Consider the following 15,846-nt stretch of genomic DNA (forward strand, 5'->3'; position numbering starts at 1 on the left):
TATGAAACAAGTGGCTCTTTATATTGAGTATGTTTTAGACAAAATGTACTAATCGTAACAGAATAAAATCTTTGTTTTCGATATATCCCTTCCTGCCCTCGGTTTATCTTCCCCTCACTGCTAATTCTTGAAAACTCTTAGGTCAATTTCAAAATTATTGCTAGATTGAGTGCATAATTCGTGTGAGTTCTTTTTCTAAAGCATCGGGCTCGTTTGAGTAATTATAAATTCCTAAAAACTTCTCTATAGCCTCTGGGTGGGAACTGATTAGCTTATTGACAGCATTCTGTTGTTCAGAGATGCGTTCATTCTGCGAAATTTGACATCCCATGTGAAACCGAACCATAAACTCGTCTTCTATTGCCTTTTGATATTCTTCAGATATTTGATTTGATTGATTGGATTGTCCCTTATGTTTTGAGAGAATATTGGATAATATACGTGCTCCACATATAGCATCATGGATACCTTGTGCCATGCCAGGATCTTTAAAACAAACTGAGTCTCCAACCAACGCCCACCCTTTTCCCATTCCTTTATACCAGTAATTGTCATATCTGAGAATGCCTTTAATCGGTTCTACTAATTCTGCATTTTTTAAACGCGCCCCTATTGTTGTATTTGGAAAGTTATCTGTTAAGAAATTGCGTAGACAGCTTTCTGGATTTAATTTCAATCGTCCTATCAATTCCTTATTTTCTAATGGGAAAATGCCGGCGATAACATATAAATTATCATTCGTTGGAAAGAGAATGGCTGTGTTATCTTTTATCTTGTATACTTCAAATTTAGGGACATTGTCATGGCGAAATTCAGAGAAGTACCCGAAATAGATGCCGACTTTTGCCGAAATGCTTATTTTGAGTTCACTTTTTACCAGCTTGCGAATAATTGAGGATCGACCGTCTGCCCCGACTACCAGGCGAGCTAAAAATTCTTGTTTCTTGTTATTGCCATCTAGACCTTCTACCCCCACTACTGCATCGCCAGCATGAATAACATCCGTCACACGAAACCTTTCTAGAACGGTTACATTCATTTGTGATTTGGCTTGTTCAAGTAGGATTTGATCGAGATAAGTTCTTCTAATGCAGTAACAACTTTCTTCTCCGTCAACCTTAGGGATGAGTCCTTCTATCGCGGTATCCTCAAATTGAAATTTAATATCCTGTACCGGTGGGGCGTTTGTTTCCAATAATTTGTCCATGACACCGATTTCTCGAAGAAGAGCGACAGTATTATTGAAAAAAGTATGGGTTGATAATGTATCCTTTGGAAAGGTCGCTTGGTCTACTAACAACACATGAAAACCTGCCTTCCCAAGATAAATAGCAAGGGTAGAGCCGGCAACTCTAGCACCGGTAATGATGACATCATACGTCTTATTCATCGTATCGCTCCATTTCCAAGTACAATTATTGATTTGCGTATCCATTAGAAGGGTTCTAAAACTAATGTTCTTACGAGTTAAAGCAATGAGGTAAATTGATAAGGGTATGCGACATACATAAAGTATGGAAATTAAAACGAATTAAGTACAGGGAATTTTCACTTGTTAAACAATTAAAAAGAATTTGCGCTAAAAATCGGAATGATATTTTAGCATTAAATAGAAGCTCATTTACAAGAAGGTATAATAGATGGATTGAAACATAGATATAGATTCTAGACATATATTTCTTTTCCTCTTTTATTCTTTGAGCTTTCTTCCTTGTGAAAGTTCACAAAGTTTACACAATGAAATGTAAGCGTTTCCTAAGGGTTTGTTGTATACTAAATAATATAAAATGATATAACTTTTAACTTGTATGATTTTCTCACAAATTCTGCATGGTAATTACTTATTTGAATAACACATTCCTACATTAGTATTAGGAAGAAAGGGGAACGGAGCATGATATTGAAAGCATTGAGAAAGAAAGGTGTCATTACCATTAACTATTATCAAAACGGTTTATTACAAACATGTAAGGGACGTGTAAATGATCTTAATCTTCATGATCAAACTCTTTCTCTAGAGGATGAACAACACAATATATTCTCTATTCGTCTATCGGGCATTACTGAAATTCATTAAGTCTATCATCGTGTAGTTACATTATTTAATATGCATATTACAGGAAATACTAATGATAAGTCATAAAAAAGAGAACTCTCTTCCTATTTTTTATGACTTATTTACCTTTTTAGTACTATTTCTTGTTTTATTTGATTAACTGCTTATGCGAAACAAGGGAACACCTACTGACTAGGAAGTTCCCTTTGATCGCTTTAAATAGCTAGCGTCTAGCGTGTATTTATTTTCTTTCTTCCCACACGAACTAATATTTAAAATAACACTAGATACGAATAACTTATATTTGTTTTATAAATTAACATTAAATCCCCAGCATTTTAACAATAATTGAACAGCATCTTCTAACTCACCTTCAGGAATTCCAGCAAAACCAAAAACAATATTAGGAGGGTTTTCTTGTTCTTTTTCAAATGAGTAAGTGGATAATGGATATACCTTTATAGCTTCATCACCTGCTCTTCGAACCAATTCTTTTTCATCCATCCCATTATTAACTATAAGAACGATATGAAGGCCAGAATGCCCCCCAATAATAGAGAGTTTATCTTGATACGGTTTTAATAATTCTAATACTCTTTCAAGCTTACGACGGTAAATCTTTCGCATTCTGTTTAAATGTCTCTCAAAATCACCTTTTTTTAAAAATTGAGCTAAAATATGTTGGTCAATTCTTGAGACAGAAGAGGAGTTATAGAAAGATAGTTTTTCTTTATATTGTTGTAGAAGAGGTCTTGGTAGCACCATATAGCTAATCCTAATAGATGGCATTAGAGATTTTGAAAAAGTGCCTAAATAAATTACTTTTCCGCCGAGATCCATGCTCTGCAAGGCAGGAATGGACTTTCCACTATAACGAAATTCACTATCATAATCATCTTCTATTATATAACGGTTCTTATCCTCTGCAGCCCACTTTAATAGCCTAGTCCGTCGATTTATTGATAATACAGTACCATACGGAAAGTGGTGGGAAGGAGCTAAGTAAACGACATTAATATTTTTCCGATGAACATCTTCTACTTTTACACCCTCTTCATCTACTCCAAGAGGATAAACTTCATTTTGAAAACTCTTGAGCATTTTTAAAATTAAATGATAACCTGGATCCTCTACACCATAAATCGTTTCTTTGTTAAAGAGGAGCAAGAGTTGGTGTAATAAGTTTTCAATCCCAGCCCCAACGATAATTTGATTGGGTGAACATTGTACTCCTCGAGCGTGGTACAAATAATGAGCAATTTCCTCCCGTAATTCTATTTCCCCTTGTGAGTCTCCAAGTAATAATAAGGAGTGATTATCCTTTTTAATTGTGTCTTTGGCATGCTTACGCCAAATGGAAAAAGGAAAATTCTCAGTATCAATCGAGCTTGGATGAAAATTGTATTTTATGTCTTTCTTAGTTATTTCAATATTCTCCCGCAAATGATTGTTTACTTGTATATATTCTAAGTCATCATAGGCCATAACAAAGTATCCTTTACGGGGAGATGCCTCTACATATCCTTCTGCAGCCAGTTGCTCATAAGCTGTCTCAACAGTATTCCGACCTATTTTTAGAAAACTAGATAGCTTCCGTTTGGATGGTAATTTTGTTCCGTAAGAAAGACGTCCTTCTATGATTTCTTTTTTTATATGCGAATATAATTGTTCGTATAATGGTATACCATTTAGTCTATTTAATTGACATGATAACATTTCCACTTCTAACAACCTCCCTGTAACTGGACCTATTGTTTTTTTAAAAACTGGCACTTCCAATAAAGTCAATTACTTTTTATACTATTTCATATATTCGTAAAATACAAGAGTTAGTGAAATGGAGTGTATGAAATGGAGAAATCATTAGGTACTGATCGTGTAAAACGAGGAATGGCAGAAATGCAAAAAGGTGGCGTTATCATGGACGTTATCAATGCAGAGCAAGCAAAAATTGCAGAAGCAGCAGGTGCTGTTGCTGTTATGGCATTAGAACGCGTTCCAGCTGATATTCGAGCAGCAGGTGGTGTGTCTCGTATGGCAGACCCGACAATTGTAGAGGAAGTAATGAATGCTGTATCTATTCCGGTCATGGCAAAAGCTCGTATCGGCCATATTGTTGAAGCGCGCGTGCTGGAAGCAATGGGTGTAGACTATATTGATGAAAGTGAAGTACTCACTCCAGCTGATGAGGAATTTCACCTTAACAAAAGCACATTCACGGTACCATTTGTTTGTGGATGCCGTGATTTAGGAGAAGCAGCAAGACGAATTGGTGAAGGTGCTGCCATGCTTCGAACAAAAGGTGAACCAGGAACAGGAAACATTGTAGAAGCAGTACGCCATATGCGCCAAGTAAACGCGCAAGTACGTAAAGTTGTAGGCATGGATGAAGACGAGTTAATGACAGAAGCAAAACTATTAGGTGCGCCTTATGAGCTATTACTGCAAATTAAACGTGAAGGCCGTTTACCGGTTGTAAACTTTGCTGCAGGGGGTGTAGCTACACCTGCAGATGCAGCATTAATGATGCAATTAGGAGCAGATGGTGTGTTCGTTGGATCAGGTATTTTTAAATCGGATAATCCAGAAAAATTTGCTCGTTCAATCGTAGAAGCAACGACTCATTATGAAGATTACGAGTTAATTGCAAAGCTCTCAAAGGGATTAGGGAATGCAATGAAAGGCATTGAAATTTCATCATTATTACCAGAGAATCGCATGCAAGAACGAGGCTGGTAATTTTCAAATAGATAATGTCTCTTACGGAAAGCTATTCTTTTTACTAACTCAGTTTTTTCTTAAAATATAAAGGTTATTTCTGAAAAGCTAATTTTTGTTATCGAAAATACCGTTGCTTAGAACAAGCAATGGTATTTTTTTTCTCTCTATTCTTAATGATTTTATTATTATCTAATCAATTTCCTCAATGATTTTACTTTTTGTAAAGTCCTCCATAATTTGCTCCAAAAATTTTATTATTTCTCACCATGATATAAAGTAATTTCATCAGGCTTAATGAGTTTATAGATCCATTTAATTTCAATAAAAAGTAAATAGCTAAATTGTTAATAGAAATCATTTGCTATAATGGTAAATATGACTCTTTTAATATAATTATAGGAATGCAGTGAATAATAGTTATATCCTTCGGGAAAAAACTCAAAAGATGCTAATTAGTTTCAATATATAGGGGGAGAAAAAAATGAAAAAAGTATTATTTGCTATGGCTATGTGTGGAATGTTGGTTGCCTGCTCAAGTACGACAGAGGATACTTCAACTAGTGAAGAAGTAAAGAAAGAAGAAACAAAGCCACAAAAAGAAACTAAGCCTAAAGAAGATACAACTAATACAGAATTAAAAGAAACAACAGCAAAAACTGAGGAACCTAAAGAAGAAAAAGAGGCTCCTACTGTAGATGAAAGTCAATTCAATATGTACGCTGGAAGCTTGACAGGTGGTACGTTCATTACTACTACTGAGTTACAAGACGGAAACAAAGCTTTTGTTAAATATGCTGATTCATTCGCAACATACAAAGCAGAAAATCCAAATAGCTCTGTAACAGAAGATGATTACAAGATGTATTTTGAAGGTGGCGACGCAATTCAAAAGATCATGGTAGGGGAGCCAGCGAGATTGTTGAAACAGTTTAAGGGTTTAGAATCAGTATCACTAACTTTACCGTTTGAAGGAAAAAGATACTCTACAGAAATCACACGAGAAGAATTAAACAGCTACTTAGGTTTTAAGATTGAGAGTCTAGGTGAAGATAGCGAGGCATGGAGAACTAAGTTTTCAGATGAATATATTTATAATGAAGCAAAAAGAAATGAAATGTTTAATAAATTTGTGACAGTTCAGTAATAACTCATTAGGATGAGTGTAAATTAGTGCATTAATCCCTAAGCGCCTAGGGGATTCATCCCCTAGGGTTGCAATATAAAATGATATCGAGGGAGAGAAAAGAAATGGTGGATTTTTTAGGTATTATTGGTTTATTAGGGTTTATAGTGTTTTTAATTTGGGGGATTGTTAGGGCTATACGAAAGAAGAAAGCTAAAAAATATTTTTTAATTTCTGTTGGTAGTTTAATTCTTTTTTTAGTCTTTGCAGTTATTGGTGGAGAGCAAATGCAAAAAGAAGAGGAAGCGCAACGTGCTAAAGAGGCTAAAATGCAAGCTGAAAGAGAAGCAAGAATTGAGAAGAAAACAGCCACTACAGCTAGTGCAACTGCAAAGCCTACCCTTAAGTTTGTAGAAGCAGCAGGAATCATTTATAAAATGGTAGGGGACACAAGAAGTGCAGATGTTGATATGACTAAGGCCAAATTTATTAAAACAAGCGTCATGAAAGGTTATCTTACTACTAAGATGAAAGACCATGTTTACATGTATGCTGATGTAGATAAATCGGGAGAATGGATTCAAGCAACATTTGATGATAAAGACAATGTAGTTAAGAAAGTGGAGATGAGCCCTAACCTAGAAAAGAAAGTAGTTGCTTCTGTAGATAAAGAAAAAGCAACAGAGACAGCTAAGAAAGAAGAAGCTCAAAAGAAAGCTGATGAACAAAAGAAACAAGAAGAGCAAAAAGCTAAAGAAGAAGCTCAAGCTAAAGCAGCAGAAGAGAAACGTAAGCAGGAAGAAGCAGCTCGTGTTGCTGAAGAAAAGCGTGTAGCAGAACAGAAGCAAAAAGAACAAGAAGCGTTACAAGCAAAACAACAAGCTGAAGCAGAACAAGCACGTAAAGAAGCTGAAGAAAAGGCTCAAGCTGAAGCTGAAGCACAAGCTCAACAACAGCAACAATCTCAGACAGTGTACTTTAAAAACTGTACGGAGGCTAGGGCAGCAGGAGCAGCACCTGTTTACCAAGGACAACCGGGTTACGCTAAACATCTAGACCGTGATGGTGATGGAGTTGGCTGTGATCAGTAATAACTCAATAAAATGAGCATAAACAGGCAATATAATAAAGGAAATGACCTTCATTACTGGAGGTCATTTTTTATTCCTCTAGATTCCATCTCTTTTTCCTCCTTAAGCTTTATGACCACCCATAAGGCCATTTCGATAACGAGCTGTTGAATAAGGAAGGTGACTAGACGCACGTAGTACACTATTCTTGCCATAACGCAGCCGAATGTCATCAATCGTTTTGGCAAGAGCATAGGCTCTTTCACGCTGATCGATATCCTCAAATAAGCTCATTTTCTCCTCTTCTTGAATACTTGTGTTGGATAAGGAAATGCGAATAGAGCGAATCGGCATTCCACTATCAAATGTATGTAGTATGGTTAAACAATACGGAAAGATATCTTGGCTTAAATTTGAAGCTCTCCCCATTTTCTTTTGCCTAGAAAAGCCTCCACCTGTTTGTTTGCTGTAGCCAATGGATAAATGAACCGTTTGAGCCACTACTTGATGCATGCGTAAGCGAAAACACACATCGTCTAGTAGCTCCAACAGCAACAACTCCACTTCTTTTCGATTCGTGTAATGGCGAGAGAGAATCTGACTCTTTCCAAACGAACGAGAGCTAGGGATGTACACATCCGAAATGTGACTGTAATCAATACCAGCGTTTCTTATTACTGTCAATAGAATATTCTTATATATCAGAGATTTACAATAAAAAATCGTCTTTGCCGACGGTTTTTTTTAAACTTATCTTATCAAAGTGGTCAGATTTTCGAAATAATGGCAGTAACCTCTTTTATAAATTTCCACAAGAAAGGCAGTAGTTCCCAAAACATAAGTAACGTTTTTATTACAGCAAATAGAGTTACACAAAAAATAATTAATATAATAGTGTAAATACACATGAAAATAATACTTCTTTTAATAAAAGAACATACTTCATGAAATAAACTATGCTTCCTAATCCCCTTTCCAAAAACATGTACTTTTCTTTTAGAAAACCATCGAATGTATCCGAATGCTACTCGCGACTTATCTTTTAACCAAACTAGGTTATACCTAGTTCTTATACCAAATAATTTATAGTCGATGAAACGTTCCATATTTAAAATCTTATAAAATATATTAAATCTTTTAGGACCAATATTATATATTTCTTTTTTAGTTATGTTTTTTGTTTTAATCTCATTTATATACATATCGCACATGTCAAATTTGAACAACTCAAATTCATTAACAGATTGATAAATTGATTCAGAATATCCAGGTTTAAGTATACTCACTTCAAATGGAATTTTCTTAACCCTTACCTTGTTAGCCGTTATAGAGAGAAACCCATCAACATTTAAAATATCTTCATTTGAAATATTTTGGATATAAATTTGCAGTTTATATCCAGTGGATGACCGACTTATCTTAATATTACCACCTACAAAATTAACGACCTCAACTTTATAATGTACATTTTCATCATAGAACTCTTCTTCCCTCGGCTGAGATTTTTTATGTGAGTACCGTAATATCTTAATAAAAACTATCGCTAAAATTATAATGTAAAGTAAATAAAACCAATTTGAAGCTATTATATCCATAATTTTATAAAAGGATGTTACCTTAATTTTATGCAAAGATATTGCCTTTTCTAGATTAATAATAAAGGTAATAACGTTTCCTATAAGTGCAATAATTAATGTTAATGTTACATATTTCTGATTTTTTAATGTTTTTAAGAGTTCAAGAAAATTACTCACTATATTCTCCTCATTTAGTTTTAATTATAATATATTCTAATTATACTAAATTTTTTATGTATTGAAGTCCCAATTCCATTAGGAAAAGAGCTTAATGTTTTAAATAAAACGGTAATCGTTCCTATCACCTGAAACATTAAAGTACAATTAATGCGGTAACTTTAAATGAATAGATACTGATTAATGAGTGAAGTAGTGATTCCTTAGATACTATGTAGCTACAGCAGCAAGGTTGCATGTTTACCTTGATAGACCAAAAGAAAATCTACCGCAGTAGGAGATGATTAGATGGTGATAGAATATGTGCTCTTTTTTTATATGTTAGGGCTTGGCCTAGTCGCTTATATTTTTCATGAAATGGACGAGAGATCTAAAGAAGTTCCAAGGACTAAAGTAGAACATAATAAAGAGCAGTGGGAGCATGATCCTAAAGAGAAGTAAATAAAGGCAGATAAAAAGAGAAGGGGTAAAACCCTTCTCTTTTTACTATATAATCAACTATACTTAAATACTCTTCTTCATGCCACAGTCGCGGTATTGGTGTAAGAAAAATAACCCTTTTAAGGTTGAAAGTGGTATAATACCTTCATAATAATAAACTGTACTGTGAGGATTTGAACAATGAGCTTTGATGCGAAACCAATTTTTGAAACAGCAGCGAATTTTGAAGCAGCAAGTCTTACTTTAAATGAAAAAATGCGAAAAGGGGCAAATTATATCGAAACCCATCTCGCTCCATATGTTACCCTCAACGCATTTTCGATTGAATTATATTTAAAATGTCTATATGCTATTGAGAATGACAACAATGCTCCTAATGTTCACGCCTGGGACAAGTTGTTCGAACTATTGAGCGACGAAAGCAAAAATGAAATTGAATCCATTTATGACAATAATGTAAAAAACTCTAACTCTATACAAATATTGTTGAAACGTGTTCCAGGTACAAATGTTGATCTAATCAATGCTTTACAAGAAATGAGTGGAGCGTTTGTTAAGTGGCGGTATGTTTACGAAGGTTCAATCACTGGCTATCCAACAGCTACAGCACTAATTGATGCTTTAAAGGCTAGAATTAAAAAACTGAAGACCAATTGGTGAATTTGTAATATATAAGATACACCTTTCGATGGTACGATTAAATAAAAAAGAGAAGGGATAAAACCCTTCTCTTTTTACTATATAATCGTTTATACTTAGATACTCTTCTTCATTCCACACTCTCTACATTCACGTAAGAAAACGCCACCTTTTACAGAACTTTTGAAGTAAGCAGAGTTGCAATTGTCGCATCTGCCACTAACCTTATCCGGAAGTTCCGCATATTCATATACTTTAGTAAGATCTATTTCTTGCTGCTCTTTCTCTTCCATGTTGATTACTCTTTTCTCATTGTCTCTTCTTAGATTACCACAACAGCCATTCCTTACTTCTTATACCTTATGTATACTCAAAACAAATTACTGCTTTTCTTAATTCTTTATTGAAAAATAAGTAGATACGGTCTGCACCATAAGCTTGAAAATAGTAGCCTGTAGCAAATCCGATATATGTAAATGGATGACCATCCTCATCTTTTGGCACATACAGTAGATTTGTATAGTCAAAAGCCTCGTCTTCGCTAACACAGTCTTCCAGTAATTCTTGTCCCTCTTCTGTCATAAAACGTATATCGTCTAAGATTCCATTCACCTTAGGATAATCTAATCCCCATCCACTCGTCTGTTTTTTAGCAAAATCTTGCTCTAATGCTTCTGTAGATGTAAAAGCCTCTCCAAAGCTAGAATAGGGGTAAATTTTCTGCTTACGTTGAAAAAATTCTTTGCGTATTCGGTAGTCTTTTCCATTTAGTGCATAGGATTTTTCTAGTATGTTGGAAGATTCCTGCTCAATTTCGAAGTACTGCCAGTCTGCTTCAAATTTATATTTTCCGTCAATAACATCAAAACCCAACGTATCTTCTTTCGTAAAATTCGTATGAAACGGTTGAGTAAACTCACCTACACACCCTTCATGAATTTCCTTCGCTGATACAATATGTAGCCACTCGTCCCATTCAGGTTCAATACATTGTAGGTTGATGGAACAAATAGGTAAAAAATGTTTTTTATGCTGTTCCAAGTTATCGTAAAACACACCTTCGTATGAAGGAAATGGTTTAATAAATTGTTTAGGAATGTTCATCATTCTTCCTCCTTACTCAACAAATTTATAAATAGTTCACCAATCTACTTTAATTTTACACGAATCGAACATCAATCAGCTCACTTAACCTCATTTTATTTTTTAATTCAAATACTTCATCGATGAAAATAAAGAGATCTCCCAGGGAATCAACAAACTGAATCAATCCTGTCTCTGTTATACAGTGGCCTTGCTTATAATAGGTAAGGTAAACTTGTTTATTGGTATGTAAGGCTTCGATTAAGGTGAAATTGATTTGTTCCATTTGCTCTTCTGTTAAAACAGGTTGAGTTACTTCTATTTGCTTATTTATAACTTCCTGCAATCCTGTGTATTGTTCTGGCATACTCGCAAACGGGCGCCATTTTTTCATTCCTCTATCGTCATTCATGATATCATCCTCCTTTAAGCTTTATGGCCGCCAATAAGACCATTTCGATAACGAGCTGTTGAGTGATCCAGATAGCTTGAAGCCCGTAAAACACTATTCTTTCCATAACGCATCCGAATTTCATCAATCGTTTTCGCAAGAGCATAGGCTCTTTCACGTTGATCGATATCCTCAAATAAGCTCATTTGCTCCTCTTCTTCAATGCTTGTGTTTGATAAGGAGATCCCAATGGAGCGAATCGGCATTCCATTATCATATGTATGTAAGATGGTTAAGCAATAAGGAAAAATATCTTGGCTTAAGTTTGAAGCTCTTCCCATTTTCTTTTGTCTGGAGAAGCCTCCACCTGTTTGTTTACTGTAGCCAATCGATAAATGGATCGTTTGAGCCACCACTTGATGCATGCGTAAACGAAAACAAACATCGTCCAATAGCTCCAATAGTAATAATTCCACTTCTTTTCGGCTTGTATAATCTCGAAAGAGAATCTGACTTTTCCCAAAGGAACGGGAACTAGGAATGTACACATCGGAAATGCGACTAAAGTCAATCCCATTCGCATGTTGGTAAAGTTCCTCTCCCATGATGCCAAATTCCTTTTGTAACATCTCCTTTGAAGAAAGAGCGAGTTCTTTTATCGTATGGATGCCTAGATGGTTTAAGCGTCTTTCTGTAGCTGACGAGATCCCCCAGAAATCTTTCATTGGATGAATCGACCATAACTTAAAGGGAATATCTTCATATCGCCAATAAGCAACTCCTGTTGGACTGTGCTTCGCTTCATGATCTAAGCTAACTTTAGCCAGTAAGAGATTAGGACCGATTCCTGCGGTAGCTGTCAGCCGTGTTTTGCGATAGATCTCATTAAGTATACGATGAGCTAGTTCCTCTGGTGTTCGAGCAAATAAATGCAAAGAAGCTGTTGCATCAATAAACAACTCATCAATGCTATACGCATGAAAATCCTCAGGAGCCACATACTGTAACACCAAGCTAGAAATATAGTTCGAAGCCTTGATGTATCTCTCCATGGATGGATTCACCACATGGATATCTTTCCTTTTAGGAATTTCAAACAGGCGACTTCCTGTTTTGATCCCTTCTTTCTTTAATAAAGGTGTGGCAGCTAACACAACAGATCCCGACCGTTTGACATCTCCTACAACCGCAAGCCTTGTTTTCAAAGGATTTAAACCCCGTATGACAGAGGAAACCGAAGCAAAAAAACTCTTCATGTCTATGCAAATAATGACTCTGTTTGGTAGCTGCCCATAATCCATTGGAATAACTCCTCAATAAAGAACGTTTGTTCTTTATTATATACGAACAAACGTTCTTTATTCAATGGAATCTTTTCCCGATTATTGCTATTAAATTTGTAAAATTCTCCTTAGGTTTTTATATAATCAGATATTTCTACTATGATATTATGGATAAATAAGGAATCATAATTGGTTGAAAGGATGATGATTTTTTGTTAGCTCGATCAGAAAAACCTAAAATGGTAGAAACTAATAAACAAAAAGTTGACCGGAACGTGAAAGAAATATTTGATAATGCTATATTGATTTTTCAAACTATAAAATCCATTTCATTTCATAAATTTCTCATCCAATTCATAGCATCTTTAATTGTAACGGTTGTATACGCAGCTACTGACATAGATACTTTATTATTGTTAAAAGTCTCAACAAATGGCTCTGTATTGTACACAGTGTTATCAGCCTGTTTTTATACATTTCCTCAAGCTCTAATATTTTATTTACTATTCAGACAGAACATTAGAATATTTTTTAGAAAAGTAACAATGCAGCATTTTAGAATATCCCTTACTGTAGCAGGTGCATCATTGGTAGCAGCCTTTTTTATGCACGATTTTTTAGTATTTGGGCTTTCATACAATCCGACTGCACAATCCGAGATTGTAAGTTTTATCCCAAGTGATATTTTTAATTTCATCATTCAATTATTAGGTGAAGAACTACTCTTTTTTTCAGCGTTCTTTTTAGGTTTGAAATGGTTCACGAGGAGAAAAGAACCTCTTTATGCTCTTAGTATAGGGGTATCTGGTTTATTAGCGTGTTTAGTGTTTGGATTAGCTCATCTGTGGACATATGATTTTAATGTACTTCAATGCGTAATATCAATTGGTTTGCCTTCAGTTATTAAAATTATACTATATTTAAAAACTAGAAACTTATGGAGTACATATATAGCGCACCTATTTTTCGACCTACTAATAATTGCTATAACCTTATTTTTAAGAACCATAACTTAGATATTTTCATTTGGCTCAGCCAATATAGGGGAGGATTAAAAATTGATTAAGTATGAAGATTTAACTGGAAAAGTCTTTGAAAGATTAACAGCTATTGAGTATGCAGGATCGAAAAAATGGAAATGCAAATGCGAGTGTGGCGAGGAAATAACTACACGTGCATCTGCTTTAAAGAATGGAACTACTAGGTCATGCGGATGTCTTAAAAAAGGTAAAAAGCCTAAAGAGGACTTAACTGGAAAAGTAGTCAACAAATTAACTGTTGTGGAGTATGTAGGGGCAATAAAGGGATACCACATGTGGAAATGCAAATGTGAGTGCGGGGAAGAGGTTACCAAACGAACAGGAGATTTGAATTCTGGAAAGCCTAAGTCATGTGGCTGCATAAAAAAAGTGAGTAAGACTGAACCTTGCTGTTCCATAAAAGGGAGTAATCCTAGCACTAGAGAAGATTTAACGGGGCAAGTTTTTGAAAGGTTAACCGTTATTGAGTATGCAGGTTTAGACAAATCAAAAAAATTTGCTATGTGGAAATGCAAATGTGAGTGCGGGGAAGAAATTACTACGCGTAAACACCCTTTAAAATCAGGACGTACTAAGTCATGTGGCTGCTTAACCAGACGCACTGACTTAAATGTAAAGCACGGGCTTTATAAACACCCTTTATATAATACTTGGGAAAAAATGCGCCGCCGTTGTAATAAACCTAATGATACGGCTTATCATAATTACGGTGGGCGAGGGATTAAAGTTTGTGATAAATGGAATGAAAGCTTTGAAGCGTTTCATAGGGATATGGCAGATACCTATAAAGAGGGGTTAACTTTAGAAAGAAAAGATGTTAATGGGGATTATACTCCTGAAAATTGCTCATGGGCAACTAGGATGGAACAGTCAAATAACACAAGGGTTACTCGTTATATTGAGGTGTTTGGGGAAAAGATTCCATTACAAATGGCGGCTCGAAAATATAATATAAGTGCTGGCACTCTTAGATCAAGGCTAAAAAAAGGGTTATCACCTGAAGATGCTGTTACTCTTCCAGTACAAAAAATAGGGAGAGGTGCAAAATAATACTCAACTTTAAGGGTGCTTAATCTGAGTATATGACAAAACGTACAGGGAAATGAAAAAAAGACCTCCTGACACAGGGAGGTCTTTTGATTTATAATTGAATATTTTGCTGTTGGACTTGTTGTTGCCCCTTTAGTTCTCTCCTTTCTTTAGTCTTTTTGTTCTCTAGGTGATGGTATTCATCTGCAATTGGTTTGTATTCTTTATTTAAGTGAAGAATCAGCTCTTTACACATTCCTCTGTATTCAAATATATCTTTAGCAAAAGATTTTAGTGAATAATCTGGTCCAATTGGAAGACCTTTGCTCACATTTATAAACATATTAACTTTATTTTCAATGTTTGTAACTAATCTAAGGGTTTCGCTATCTAGAGAATCACGCACAAGAAGTAAGTCTTTTACTATTTTACTTGTCTCAATATCCAAGAAGTTAAATAACACATACCAATCTTGAAATTTAACACGATGAGCAAGTACCCTATATGTTACGGGAGTGTTGCCAGCTATTTGCATACACCATTCCTCAAGTTCTTCCTCTGTTGTTGCATCTTTATTGAAATCAGGCAAATTTAACGTAAGTTTTATGGTAGTAATTAAACTCGTACTTAAAGCGTTTAGCGAAGCTATTTTATTAGCTGTATATCGATATGTGTTAACTTTTGTTTTATGGGAAGATAAGTGCGTGTTTACAAAGAAAAAAATGAATCCTGTTATGAAAGCAAAAGAAACATTTCTTGCTAATAAACCTATTGTCACAAGAATTGGATGCCAAGCTGGTATATTCACTAAAATAAAATCGTATGCAAATACCCAAACTCCAGTAATGTACAAAAGTCTTTTTAAATTTTTATTAACCGTTTTAAATTTACCTGTAAAAATTTTCACTTTCTCAAACGATTTAAATTTCTTAAACCTTTCAAACTTTTTCATGTATAACCCCCTAAGTATCTCTTTATAATCTTGTATCTAATATAAAATAACTTTAGTGGAATTGATATCTATATTTTAGAATTTTATGTTTTATCTTCCATGAACAATTAAATACTCTAAATGGTTTTTCTTTTTATTTATGAGAGTACACAAGTAGGCTTACCGAAGTAAATGAGTTGGGTTGAATTTGGATAGGAATAGTATTTGTGTCTAAACCAGTGGTGTAAGCCACACTATATAAAAGCGAATTCTTGGCGCACTATA

Annotated in this window: 17 protein-coding genes; 8 read left to right on the forward strand and 9 right to left on the reverse strand. The window is 34.9% G+C overall.

The genetic code is table 11. The annotated features are described in order from the left end of the window. Positions 1-160: 160 nt before the first annotated feature. Positions 161-1,390 carry an NAD(P)/FAD-dependent oxidoreductase gene (locus AC0KUU_RS23515; RefSeq protein WP_473453165.1) on the reverse strand — a complete coding sequence of 410 codons (1,230 nt, stop codon included), beginning with the start codon at positions 1,388-1,390 and terminating at the stop codon, positions 161-163. A gap of 504 nt (positions 1,391-1,894) precedes the next feature. On the opposite strand from AC0KUU_RS23515, the gene AC0KUU_RS23520 reads away from it, so the two are divergent. Continuing rightward, positions 1,895-2,077, forward strand: coding sequence for a YolD-like family protein (locus AC0KUU_RS23520; protein ID WP_029324141.1), 183 nt, complete (start codon positions 1,895-1,897; stop codon positions 2,075-2,077). Between the two features lie 288 nt (positions 2,078-2,365). On the opposite strand, the gene pdxR is transcribed toward AC0KUU_RS23520, so the two are convergent. Further along, positions 2,366-3,778: a MocR-like pyridoxine biosynthesis transcription factor PdxR gene (gene pdxR, locus AC0KUU_RS23525; protein WP_116372659.1), complete on the reverse strand. Its 1,413-nt coding sequence runs from the start codon at positions 3,776-3,778 to the stop codon at positions 2,366-2,368. Positions 3,779-3,907: 129 nt separating this feature from the next. Here pdxR and pdxS point away from each other — a divergent pair, with 129 nt between their 5' ends. From pdxS to AC0KUU_RS23540, 3 genes are all read left to right on the forward strand, one after another. Further along, the gene (gene pdxS / locus AC0KUU_RS23530) at positions 3,908-4,795 is read left to right on the forward strand and encodes a pyridoxal 5'-phosphate synthase lyase subunit PdxS (protein ID WP_098965508.1); all 888 of its coding nucleotides are present in this window, start codon (positions 3,908-3,910) and stop codon (positions 4,793-4,795) included. Between the two features lie 463 nt (positions 4,796-5,258). After that, the gene (locus tag AC0KUU_RS23535) at positions 5,259-5,921 is read left to right on the forward strand and encodes a hypothetical protein (RefSeq protein WP_328240447.1); all 663 of its coding nucleotides are present in this window, start codon (positions 5,259-5,261) and stop codon (positions 5,919-5,921) included. A gap of 68 nt (positions 5,922-5,989) precedes the next feature. Then, positions 5,990-6,991 (forward strand): excalibur calcium-binding domain-containing protein, encoded by a 1,002-nt coding sequence (locus AC0KUU_RS23540; RefSeq protein WP_473453169.1) that lies wholly within the window; start codon positions 5,990-5,992, stop codon positions 6,989-6,991. Between the two features lie 102 nt (positions 6,992-7,093). Here the strand turns inward: AC0KUU_RS23540 and AC0KUU_RS23545 are convergent, their stop codons facing one another. Both AC0KUU_RS23545 and AC0KUU_RS23550 read right to left on the reverse strand, forming a co-directional pair. Next, the gene (locus AC0KUU_RS23545; RefSeq protein WP_328240449.1) at positions 7,094-7,654 is read right to left on the reverse strand and encodes a DinB/UmuC family translesion DNA polymerase; all 561 of its coding nucleotides are present in this window, start codon (positions 7,652-7,654) and stop codon (positions 7,094-7,096) included. Positions 7,655-7,737: 83 nt separating this feature from the next. Continuing rightward, the gene (locus AC0KUU_RS23550; RefSeq protein WP_473453171.1) at positions 7,738-8,724 is read right to left on the reverse strand and encodes a hypothetical protein; all 987 of its coding nucleotides are present in this window, start codon (positions 8,722-8,724) and stop codon (positions 7,738-7,740) included. A 288-nt stretch (positions 8,725-9,012) separates the two neighbouring features. Between AC0KUU_RS23550 and AC0KUU_RS23555 the strand changes: the two genes are divergently transcribed. Then, positions 9,013-9,165, forward strand: coding sequence for a hypothetical protein (locus AC0KUU_RS23555; protein ID WP_328240451.1), 153 nt, complete (start codon positions 9,013-9,015; stop codon positions 9,163-9,165). A 180-nt stretch (positions 9,166-9,345) separates the two neighbouring features. Further along, positions 9,346-9,825 (forward strand): hypothetical protein, encoded by a 480-nt coding sequence (locus tag AC0KUU_RS23560; protein ID WP_328240452.1) that lies wholly within the window; start codon positions 9,346-9,348, stop codon positions 9,823-9,825. 95 nt (positions 9,826-9,920) lie between these two features. On the opposite strand, the gene AC0KUU_RS23565 is transcribed toward AC0KUU_RS23560, so the two are convergent. The 4 genes from AC0KUU_RS23565 to AC0KUU_RS23580 all read right to left on the reverse strand — a co-directional run bounded on the left by AC0KUU_RS23565 (position 9,921) and on the right by AC0KUU_RS23580 (position 12,579). Next, on the reverse strand, positions 9,921-10,097 hold the full coding sequence (locus AC0KUU_RS23565) for a DUF8096 family protein (RefSeq protein WP_328240453.1): 177 nt from the start codon (positions 10,095-10,097) through the stop codon (positions 9,921-9,923). Between the two features lie 67 nt (positions 10,098-10,164). Next, positions 10,165-10,908 carry a siderophore biosynthesis protein gene (locus tag AC0KUU_RS23570; RefSeq protein ID WP_473453174.1) on the reverse strand — a complete coding sequence of 248 codons (744 nt, stop codon included), beginning with the start codon at positions 10,906-10,908 and terminating at the stop codon, positions 10,165-10,167. A gap of 55 nt (positions 10,909-10,963) precedes the next feature. Continuing rightward, positions 10,964-11,299: a YolD-like family protein gene (locus AC0KUU_RS23575; protein ID WP_328240454.1), complete on the reverse strand. Its 336-nt coding sequence runs from the start codon at positions 11,297-11,299 to the stop codon at positions 10,964-10,966. A gap of 14 nt (positions 11,300-11,313) precedes the next feature. Beyond that, a complete protein-coding gene (locus AC0KUU_RS23580; RefSeq protein WP_473453177.1) occupies positions 11,314-12,579 on the reverse strand; it encodes a Y-family DNA polymerase in 1,266 nt (421 codons plus the stop codon). Between the two features lie 194 nt (positions 12,580-12,773). Here AC0KUU_RS23580 and AC0KUU_RS23585 point away from each other — a divergent pair, with 194 nt between their 5' ends. Further along, the gene (locus AC0KUU_RS23585; RefSeq protein WP_473453179.1) at positions 12,774-13,577 is read left to right on the forward strand and encodes a CPBP family intramembrane glutamic endopeptidase; all 804 of its coding nucleotides are present in this window, start codon (positions 12,774-12,776) and stop codon (positions 13,575-13,577) included. A 42-nt stretch (positions 13,578-13,619) separates the two neighbouring features. Further along, entirely contained in the window at positions 13,620-14,651 is a 1,032-nt protein-coding gene (locus tag AC0KUU_RS23590) for a hypothetical protein (protein ID WP_473453181.1), read from the forward strand. A gap of 91 nt (positions 14,652-14,742) precedes the next feature. Here AC0KUU_RS23590 and AC0KUU_RS23595 read toward each other — a convergent pair whose 3' ends face one another. After that, positions 14,743-15,582, reverse strand: a complete 840-nt coding sequence (locus AC0KUU_RS23595; protein WP_473453183.1) for a hypothetical protein — start codon at positions 15,580-15,582, stop codon at positions 14,743-14,745. Between the last annotated feature and the right edge of the window lie 264 nt (positions 15,583-15,846).

It is taken from the genome of Priestia sp. ST2 (genome assembly GCF_055810735.1).

What these genes read in the sequence shown, in the direction of transcription:
- AC0KUU_RS23515 (WP_473453165.1), bottom strand. Translation starts at nt 1,390, where the DNA reads ATGAATAAGACGTATGATGTCATCATTACCGGTGCTAGAGTTGCCGGC.
- AC0KUU_RS23520 (WP_029324141.1), top strand. Translation starts at nt 1,895, where the DNA reads ATGATATTGAAAGCATTGAGAAAGAAAGGTGTCATTACCATTAACTAT.
- pdxS (WP_098965508.1), top strand. Translation starts at nt 3,908, where the DNA reads ATGGAGAAATCATTAGGTACTGATCGTGTAAAACGAGGAATGGCAGAA.
- AC0KUU_RS23535 (WP_328240447.1), top strand. Translation starts at nt 5,259, where the DNA reads ATGAAAAAAGTATTATTTGCTATGGCTATGTGTGGAATGTTGGTTGCC.
- AC0KUU_RS23555 (WP_328240451.1), top strand. Translation starts at nt 9,013, where the DNA reads ATGGTGATAGAATATGTGCTCTTTTTTTATATGTTAGGGCTTGGCCTA.
- AC0KUU_RS23560 (WP_328240452.1), top strand. Translation starts at nt 9,346, where the DNA reads ATGAGCTTTGATGCGAAACCAATTTTTGAAACAGCAGCGAATTTTGAA.
- AC0KUU_RS23565 (WP_328240453.1), bottom strand. Translation starts at nt 10,097, where the DNA reads ATGGAAGAGAAAGAGCAGCAAGAAATAGATCTTACTAAAGTATATGAA.
- AC0KUU_RS23570 (WP_473453174.1), bottom strand. Translation starts at nt 10,908, where the DNA reads ATGAACATTCCTAAACAATTTATTAAACCATTTCCTTCATACGAAGGT.
- AC0KUU_RS23575 (WP_328240454.1), bottom strand. Translation starts at nt 11,299, where the DNA reads ATGAATGACGATAGAGGAATGAAAAAATGGCGCCCGTTTGCGAGTATG.
- AC0KUU_RS23580 (WP_473453177.1), bottom strand. Translation starts at nt 12,579, where the DNA reads ATGGATTATGGGCAGCTACCAAACAGAGTCATTATTTGCATAGACATG.
- AC0KUU_RS23595 (WP_473453183.1), bottom strand. Translation starts at nt 15,582, where the DNA reads ATGAAAAAGTTTGAAAGGTTTAAGAAATTTAAATCGTTTGAGAAAGTG.